General features: G+C 59.5%; 5 protein-coding genes. 4 read left to right on the top strand and 1 reads right to left on the bottom strand.

Translation table 11 applies throughout. The features are described 5' to 3' along the window. Window positions 1–74: 74 nt before the first annotated feature. A protein-coding gene (locus tag BZF57_RS20445; protein ID WP_120222458.1) for an IS3 family transposase occupies window positions 75–1441 on the bottom strand; the annotation gives its coding sequence in 2 pieces (ribosomal slippage) (window positions 75–1090 and window positions 1090–1441; 1368 coding nt in all). Window positions 1442–1680: 239 nt separating this feature from the next. Between BZF57_RS20445 and BZF57_RS21695 the strand changes: the two genes are divergently transcribed. From BZF57_RS21695 to istB, 4 genes are all read left to right on the top strand, one after another. Continuing rightward, complete coding sequence (locus BZF57_RS21695) at window positions 1681–2019, top strand: helix-turn-helix transcriptional regulator (protein WP_240506071.1); 339 nt, start codon at window positions 1681–1683, stop codon at window positions 2017–2019. 405 nt (window positions 2020–2424) lie between these two features. Beyond that, the gene (locus BZF57_RS20455) at window positions 2425–4338 is read left to right on the top strand and encodes a hypothetical protein (protein WP_143738602.1); all 1914 of its coding nucleotides are present in this window, start codon (window positions 2425–2427) and stop codon (window positions 4336–4338) included. A gap of 332 nt (window positions 4339–4670) precedes the next feature. Then, window positions 4671–6197 (top strand): IS21 family transposase, encoded by a 1527-nt coding sequence (istA, locus tag BZF57_RS20460; RefSeq protein WP_162290999.1) that lies wholly within the window; start codon window positions 4671–4673, stop codon window positions 6195–6197. 11 nt (window positions 6198–6208) lie between these two features. Then, window positions 6209–6949 carry an IS21-like element helper ATPase IstB gene (gene istB / locus BZF57_RS20465; RefSeq protein WP_086738086.1) on the top strand — a complete coding sequence of 247 codons (741 nt, stop codon included), beginning with the start codon at window positions 6209–6211 and terminating at the stop codon, window positions 6947–6949. The last annotated feature ends 121 nt before the right edge of the window (window positions 6950–7070 follow it).

Raw genomic sequence — 7070 nt, forward strand, 5'->3', positions numbered from 1 at the left:
TGTCCGTCGTCAGAACATTTGGCACAGGTCGCGGCGTAAATTAGCGGAGTGCGGGCCTCGTCTGTTGTTGGGTTTTAGGCGGCGAGCTTACGGTGTTGCAAGCGCCGATGTTCAATGGTCTGTCGCTTGATCCTTTCGCGTTGTTTGATGATGGCTGGTGCCCTGCCGAAGTAGGCGTCTGCGGGCGTCACGTTGTTTAGGCTCTCGTGGTATCGGCGGTGGTTGTAGTGCTCGACGAAGGTCTCGATCTGGGCCTCAAGGTCGCCGGGCAGGAAGTAGTTCTCGAGCAGGATGCGGTTTTTAAGGGTCTGGTGCCAGCGCTCGATCTTGCCCTGGGTCTGGGGGTGCATCGGGGCGCCGCGCACGTGGCTCATCTTGTTGGCCTCGATGTATTCAGCCAGTTCGCCCGCGATGTAGCTGGGACCATTGTCGCTGAGCAGCCGGGGCTTGTGCAACACCGTGGCGCTGTCGCATCCGGATGCGACCAACGCTACATCCAGCGTGTCGGTCACATCCTCGGCCCGCATGTTGGTGCACAACTTCCAGGCGATGATGTAGCGCGAGAAGTCGTCGAGCACGGTGGAGAGATACATCCAGCCCCACCCGATGATCTTGAAGTAGGTAAAATCGGTCTGCCACATCTCGTTCGGCCGGGTCGTCTTGGTATGGAACGCATCAGCCGCTTTCACCACGACGTATGCCGGGCTGGTGATCAGATCGTGGGCCTTGAGCAGGCGGTAAACCGTAGCTTCGGACACAAAGTATTGGCGCTCATCGGTAAATCGCACCGCCAGTTCGCGCGGTGACAGCTCGGACTGCTCCAGCGCCATTTCGACGATCTGGTCCTGCACCTCGGGCGCGATCCGGTTCCACACCCGGCCTGGAGCCGATGGCCGATCCGCCAACGCCTCCGGGCCGCCTGCGAGGTAGCGGTCATACCAGCGGTAGAACGTCCGCCGGGCGATGCCGAGTTGGTCCAGCGTTCGCTTGGCAGGCAGGTGGGACTGCTCGACGATCCTGATGATCTCGAGCTTCTCGGATGCGGGATACCTCATTCTTCGTCGCCCCCATCCGCGATCATGCTTTTTTTGAGCAAACGGTTTTCCAGCGTCAGGTCGGCCACGCATTCCTTCAGGGCGCGGGCTTCGCGGCGCAGATCCTGCACCTCGCCAGTGGTCGCGGCACGGGCGGTATCACCGGCCAACCGGCGCTTACCTGCTTCCATAAACTCCTTCGACCAAGTGTAATACAGGCTCTGGGCGATGCCTTCCTTGCGGCACAGCTCTGCGATGCTGTCCTCACCACGCAGGCCGTCCAGCACGATGCGGATCTTTTCTTCGGCAGAGAAATGGCGCCGGGTTGCTCGGCGGATATCCTTGACCACCCGCTCAGCTGGGGCCTTCTTGGGAGGGGATTTTTTCACGGAGGGTTGGGTCTTCATCTTCGTTCCTTCGTCACTACGACGAAGCCCCAACCCTCCTTAAATCACAACCTCAAATCTGTGCCATTGGTGCTGACGGGGGACACGGCGTACAATCGGCAGCTGCAGCGTGAAAACGTCGTGTCGACTGAAGTGGCCCGATCGACCGATAATGACTGCGATGGCGGGCTAGTCTTCGTCCCCCTCCATGCTCCAAGGGCTGGTCCGTCATCACCCGAAAGATGCAAAGGACCAGACCGATGGGCGCTGACCCCAACCGATCAGGCGGACACGCAATTCAGCAGCAGCGCGATGCCCGCCGCGCGAATTCCGGGATTGAGACTCTAGCAGTTGAGCAGGCTGCGACCAGTACAGCAGGTCAGAGCGCCCGTGCCTGCGAGCCGATCACAATGCGCGTGCCTGACGCTTGTCGCTATATCGGCATCAGCCGCAGCACGCTCTACCTTCTGATCGCCAAGAGCGAGGTCGAGATAATCAAGTTGGGAAGTTCAACCCTTGTGCTTACCGAGAGCCTCAAAGCGCTTGTCGCGAGGCGTCGTATTGTGAAGGCTGATCACTATGTTCAGATCGACGTCTGACAATGCATCCCGACCTGCTCCAAGCCATCATCCTGGCCGCGATCGTCAGGATGCCTGAGGCTACAAAAAGGCAGCTTACGTCGGCGGTTCAGACCAAACGCGAGCGGGCGGAGAGTTCGCTCGCCGCGAGCATTATGGTGGCGATCCTCCAGCGGCGGTAACCTTGGCGGAGAGGCTTTGCGTCGGCAGTTTTGCGACCCACCCCCCCAAGCATGGCGAGCCTTTCGACTATCATAGCCGCGAACGCTGCAGGGGTGCCAGCATGAAGCAGCGATGGAAGTCAGTCTGGAATCGCTTTGTTGGGTAATGTACAAGACGGTCGCACAGGTTCTGACGCGAAAGTCACACCACCAAAACACTATCAAGGCTGACTGAAATGCAATCACTAGCTTGGTGTTGTGACCCATGAAGACCACGGCAGGAGTCTTCACGGCGGACGGAGTCAACCTTCAAAACATTCTACTGCCATTGGCAACCATCGTTGAATCGATGGAGGCTCCGCTAGCCACAGCAATTGAGTGGGGAATTCCGTTCGGCACACCAACAAACATTTCTCATGATTCTTGCCGTCCGTACGGCTGGTGCGAACCGCGCGGCGTCTACATCGCCAAAGACCGGTCTCGTCAAATCGGCCTTTTCTATGTTCCCGAGAACGATGACGACAAAGCAACGATTATGGCAGCGCGACGCACATTTATTCTTCGAACTCAAGCACGTCGCGCCGAGCCATATATTGAGGAACTGGAGAAGCGAACATCGGGGCACACGACGAAAAAGAAGAGATATTGGCATGGTGAAGGAGCTGCCATAGTCGAACCTCGTATTGCAGCGAAAATGTTCCCAGCGTTTTTCGATCCAAATTCCGCAAACGTGGATAAGGACGGTTTGATCGATTTCAGCTATCTGATCAGTCAAACTGAGCAAATCTTTCCGGGCGTGTTCCATGAGCCATCGCGCGACGTTCTTCTATTCGCACATCGATATTTCAGGCGTAGTTTGTCCCTCCTCAACACGCTAAACGAATATGCACTTCGCAGCTTCACCGAAGCCGCGCAAGCTGAGGGTGTCATCGCTCGGTTGCGCTTGGATCCGGATATGATTGGACATCCCGAGAGCGCGCGTAGTCAGATCGAGCTCGAATACTGGCATGGCCCCAAGTACACAGACGAAATCGCATCAATCCCCTCTGGCGTTGCTGAGCACAAGAGTAGCGAGCGGGATCGATTTTTCTCAGGCATCAACAAGACGCAAATTTGGTGGAAGTCGCCCGAAAAAAGAGGGAGCACGTCGCATCGGGCTTTGAGGACGTTTGAGATTGAAGAACTAATCGAAGATGAGAGCCCGGGGCTTGAGGGCAGCAGGTATGGCTGTCGCTATGCGCATGCTGAATATGACATCGAAGGCAACGTGATTTCCCACTTTGATGGAGCGATCCGCGCCTATACCGGTGATGCATACCTTGAAAGGATCGAATGCAAGATCGACCGCGCAGGAAAGCATGCTGACTATACGAAGCTGTTTCGCCTTGATGGTGCCTTGCCAGTCACGCTATGGAAACGGGTGCTGACTGATTGGTATCGGGGCAATACGCTGATACCAGAGTATCTTGGCGCAGCCGACGATGACGTGCCGGGCACGGCTGAGCATTCTAATCCCCAGCGGCCGTCCTCCATGCCCGAACTCTCTGCCTTTCTGTTTCTTGGTAAAGAGACTTCTGATCCACCAGACCGTTTGCAAATCATGCCGGAGATCCGGCTGGAAATCGAAGGTTCTGTAGTGCCAGCTATCGAGGTCGGCCCAGGATGCTTGGCTAGGCTGTTGGAGCAATGGGCAGGCGAGACCATGAGCTCGATCACTGCTGAAAGCAGAGAGGCGAACCTTGCTACAATCCGTCTCCAAGGTGAATCTCCCAGCGTTGCTGATTGGGTCTCAGTCGCAGAGCCGCTTGCCGCTGCGATCAAAGAGGAGGAAGCTGCCGGCACACTGGAGCGTATCGCCCTTGCAATTGAATGGTCGAAAGATGGGATCATCACCATGTTGTCGATCGAAGGCCTAGCGCGCCATGCTTCTGCACTTCTCGCAAGATCGATAAAGATTGTAGACCCGTCAGCTCCGGCAAATGCATGGATTGAGGCTTTTCGAGACGCCCTGCGAGCTGAAGCGCCCGATTTGGAGGGCCCCGTCAAATGGCCGGAATACGTTGCTCGTAAGGGAAGACTGACGATAGAGCGCGACGAAGGCGCAAAATTCACCGTCCATTTGGCGAAAAGTGCTTTGCCCTCGTCCTGGAATGACGCCGACACTGCAGCGCAGAACTAGTTTCGATTTGAGAGCGGTGCCTCACACGGCTCGAGTTGCCGGAAGATGTGGGCGATAGTCTCGATAGCGAAAACACTACGAGCGCAAGCCGGGACAAGGCGCAGCCTTGCCTCGTCGGGGCTACCCTTTGCGGATTCCGAGGTGATCTCGCGCGGTGTTCCGATTTGATCGCGCGCGGGATTCCGAGGTGATGGCGCGCGGTGTTCCGAGAATTGCGCGCGCAGCATTCCGATATGATCGCGCGCAGTTTGAGGTGAGGCTCACCTGATCGTTGGGGCATTCTTTCGACCGGATAACGGTTGGAGGAATGCATGCCGACGAGGAGAGTTACGATGCGCCATGTGCGCGAGATTTTGCGTCTGAGTCTGGACTGCGGGCTTTCGACGCGGGTGGTTGGCGAGCGGGTCGGGGTCGGACCGACGACGGTCCGGGATACGCTTCGGCGGTTCGATCGGTCGGGTCTGACTTGGCCAGTGCAGCCTGAAATGACGGACAGCGACCTGGAGTCCCGGCTCTACGGCGTGCCAGGGGTGAAGCCCGGGCGCCGCAAGTTGCCTGAGCCCGACTGGGCGGTGGTGGCGCGCGAGTTGAAGCGCAAGCACGTGACGCTGCAGATCCTGTGGGAGGAATACCACGCGGCGAACCCCGACGGCTATCGCTACAGCCGGTGGTGCGACCTGTTCCGGCGCTGGGAAGGCCGGCTGCCGCTGGTGATGCGCCAGAGCCATGCCGGCGGTGAGAAGCTGTTCGTTGATTATGCGGGCGACACGGTGCCGGTGGTGGTAGACCGCAGAACCGGCGAGATCCGCGATGCGCATCTGTTCGTCGCGGTGCTGGGCGGCTCGAGCCTGTCGTTTGCGTGTGCGACCTGGACCGAGCAGTTTGCTGACTGGGCCGAGGCTCACAATGCTGCCTTCGCATTCTTCGGCGGAGCGCCGCAGCTGCTGGTGCCCGACAATGCCAAGGTCGCGGTGATCAAGGCTTGCCACTTCGATCCGATGCTCAACCGCAGCTACACGGACATGGCTCGGCATTACGGGACGGCAGTGCTGCCGGCACGGCCGAGGAGGCCCAAGGACAAGGCGAAGGTTGAGGCCTGTGTCAGGATCGTCGAGCGCTGGGTGCTGGGCCGTCTGCGCAATCGCATCTTCTACAGCCTGGCCGAGCTCAACGCTGCCATTGCCGAGTGCCTTGCTGATCTGAATGAGCGCCGTGTGCTTCGCCAGTTCGGCCGCACGCGCCGCCAGCTGTTCGAGGAGGTCGATGCGCCGAACCTGAAGCCGCTGCCACCGGAGCCATGGGTTCATGCGCAATGGAAGCGCTGCCGGGTTGGGCTCGATTACCATATCGCGCTCGAGCAGCATCATTACTCGGTGCCGCACCGCTACGCGCGGCGCGAGGTTGAGGTGCGTTACACGGCCCGCAGCGTCGAGATCTTCCTCGGCGGCGAGCGGATCGCGGTGCACATGCGCGGCAGTGGCAATGGTCGGCACACGACCGTGCCCGAGCACATGCCATCGAGCCACCGGCGCTATCTCGACTGGACACCGGCAAAGATCCAGGAGGAGGCGGGCCGGATCGGCCCGATGCTGTCGCTGTTGATGGCGCGCATCATCGAGGACCGGCCGCATCCCGAGCAAGGCTACCGTTCGTGCCTGGGGATCATCGGCTTGTCCAAGCGGTTCGGCGCTGAGCGCCTTGAAGCGGCTGCGCTTCGCGCGCTGGAGATCGGCGCGCGCAATTATCCGTCTGTAAAATCGATCCTCGAAAAGGGGCTCGACAAGGTGCCCGTGTCCAAAGCCCCGGAGCGCGAGCCGATCCTGCACGACAATATCCGGGGCTCTCAATACTACCACTGAAAGGAGCAAGGATGCTCAAACACCCCACACTTGATCAGTTGAACCAGCTTGGCCTTATCGGCATGGCCCAAGCCTTTGCGGATCTGGATGGCAATGGCGATGCCGCCAGCCTGAACCACGCGGAATGGCTGGCGCTGCTGCTCGATCATGAAGCGACATGGCGCAATGACAAGCGCCTCGCCCTGCGCCTGCGTCAGGCAAAGCTGCGGCACCAAGCCGTGCCTGAGGACGTTGATTATCGCAGCGCCCGCGGGCTCGATCGGCGGTTGTTCGAAATGCTGCTGAAGGGCAGCTGGATCGCTGCCCATGAGAACTGTGCGATTATCGGACCAGCAGGGGTCGGCAAGAGCTGGCTGGCCTGCGCCGTCGGGCATCAGGCCTGCCGTGACAATCGCTCGGTTCTCTACACCCGCCTGCCGCGGTTGATCGACGAGCTGTCGCTTGCCAAGGGCGATGGCCGCATTGCTGCGCGCATGAAGAGCCTGGCCCGCGTGGACCTGCTCATCCTCGATGACTGGGGGCTTGAGCCGCTCGATGGCAATGCCCGCCATCATCTGCTGGAGATCCTCGAGGATCGCTATGGGCGCCGTTCAACGCTCGTAACAAGCCAGCTACCCATCGCGCGCTGGTTCGATCTCATCGGCGATCCGACCTACGCCGATGCCATCCTCGATCGGCTTGTCCACAACGCCCACAGGCTCGAGCTATCCGGGGAATCCATGCGGCGAAGCATCGCCGCTCAAGCCGCTTGACCCGCGGCAAAGCATAGTGCCACAACATACCAACGATCAGGTGCTTCACCTGCGCGCGATCAAAGCGGAACGCTGCGCGGCATCAGATCGGAATACATGCGCGCGATCGTCGGAATCCGCA

The organism is Erythrobacter colymbi (assembly GCF_002155685.1).
Lineage (GTDB): Bacteria > Pseudomonadota > Alphaproteobacteria > Sphingomonadales > Sphingomonadaceae > Erythrobacter > Erythrobacter colymbi.